Origin of the sequence: Shewanella sp. SG41-4 (assembly GCF_014164505.1) — a bacterium.
Taxonomy (GTDB): Bacteria; Pseudomonadota; Gammaproteobacteria; order Enterobacterales; family Shewanellaceae; genus Shewanella.
Window position 1 is genome coordinate 1 of the sequence record NZ_JACJFI010000474.1, and the last position, 2,052, is coordinate 2,052.

The following is a 2,052-nucleotide window of genomic DNA, read 5'->3' on the forward strand; positions in this document are numbered from 1 at the left end:
ATCATCGATATATTCAGCCAGGTAGTTTTGCCGTTGATATACGTAATAAACCCCATAATGATATTTCTCGATTGATTCATATTCCGTTTCAAGATCCATGGGTTACGGTTGAGAAAGCTCAATGGGAAGATTTGAGTGTTAATCCTAGTGCTACTTATCGTTCGAGCCATGATGGTCATGTCTATTATCACAGCAGCGGATTATCTAGTTCTGGATATGCATTGTGTTTGGAATGTGGTCGTATGGAACCAATGCCTGACAATAAAGATATATCTCCATATAAGGTACTAGAAAATCATACAAGATTGCGTGGTGGTAAAGGAGATATTGAGCGAGAAAGTGAAAAGTTCTGTGGTGGTAATGAACGGGACTTTTCGATTAAAGGCCCAATTAAATTAGGTCATAGTACTCGGACAGATATTTTTGAATTAGTATTGTTTAATCACGATGGCACGGTTCTTAATAACCGCACGATAGCTAGAACATTATCTGTTTTACTAAGAAATGAGCTATCTGAAAAGCTAGGTATAAATAATAGTGAGATAGGTTGTACGATTAAACCAATCAGGTTTAAAGGCAGTGAAGCCCAAGCTATTGTGCTTTACGATTCAGCCGCCGGTGGCGCTGGTTTTTCCATTAAGGCATCTGAGTATATTGTTGAGCTATTACAATTAGCCAAGAAAAAAGCAACCAGTTGCCATTGCGATAAAGCCTGTCATCGTTGTTCAGTTGATTACTCTACTCAACACGCCTTAGAGTTATTGGATCGGCACGTTATTGGATCATTTCTTGATGGTAATTTCTTTCAACGGTTATCACTCCCAGATGAATATAAATACTTTGATAAAGACAATAGATTGGAACTTTTACCGATCAGCTTAGCCGTTGACCATCATTGTTCACATGATAAACACTCTGATCTCAATTTTTATTTATACAAGGAGGATTTAGATGACTTAAGTCAATGGCCACTAATCAACACTCTATATGACCGGGTAAAAGATCAAAGTATCACTATCGTGTTGCCTTATGACATTAGCGATCTGTCTATTGAACATCGAATTACGCTTTCATGGTTTGCACATCATCCAAGTATCACGATTAAAAAAATAGACTCTAGCAAACAACCTAATGGTAAAAAGATTGCTGAAGTGATTGATGGAGATAGTGTTAGAGGTTGGTGTTTCTCAGATAGCGATCCACAGTACTTGATAACTGGAATTAATCATTCAACTGAACCATTCACTTTGTTTGAATTAGAAATGCTCGATTCAAATGAAAAAATTGGTGTTATATCAGTTTCAACAGAACTAAACGGAACTGTTAAAGAATTTGGGGCATTATTTTGGACAAAGATGTTTAAAGAGTCCTCCGTGCTCTTAAATAAAATGCAGACGAATAAAGTTAAGTCTATTGAATATTGCGACCGATACCTTGCGGCTCCATTACCTGTGAGTATTTGCCTAAATGTGATCATTGCGTTGTTAACTTATTACCCTAATAGCACAGCTAAAATCAGGACGGGTAGTTTAAAATATTCTTCTGATTTACCTCAATCCATAATGGATAATTGGAATTGTGATGCTGCCAGAAAGGAAGATATTGAAGAATGCATTCAGTTGAGTAGGACAAAGATTGAGTTTTTAACTGAATCTAAATATCACCTACCTCATGCAAGAAGTTTAAACCTTACATTTGATGATGATTCAATTGTTAAGATTTGGCTTGACCAAGGCTTCTGTTATTAGTTTGCGAATAAAATGGACCGCAATAATCGTTACCAGCAGTACTCATCCTCAACTGACTGTGCTCAAGCGATTTTGGATGGTGATTGGACCATAAAAACAGGGCAGTTTCCCACATTAATATTTTTCTCAATAGAAAATTAACTAGCATTAAAAATTTGAATCCATAGAGCATAGAGAGTTGGTTACTATTGTTCTATGGATCATTGGTAATCTAAGGTTGGTGATAAAAATTATAAATAAGTAAGAATACTTACCATTACGAGTGGCGTGATTCCTATAAAGATTTATTAATCAATACCTTACT

1 protein-coding gene is annotated in these 2,052 nt (G+C 36.0%); it reads left to right on the forward strand.

The genetic code is table 11. The features are described from left to right. Positions 1-1,748: DUF1998 domain-containing protein (locus H5202_RS21260; protein WP_182773809.1), on the forward strand; the 1,748-nt coding region annotated here is incomplete at its 5' end. Between the last annotated feature and the right edge of the window lie 304 nt (positions 1,749-2,052).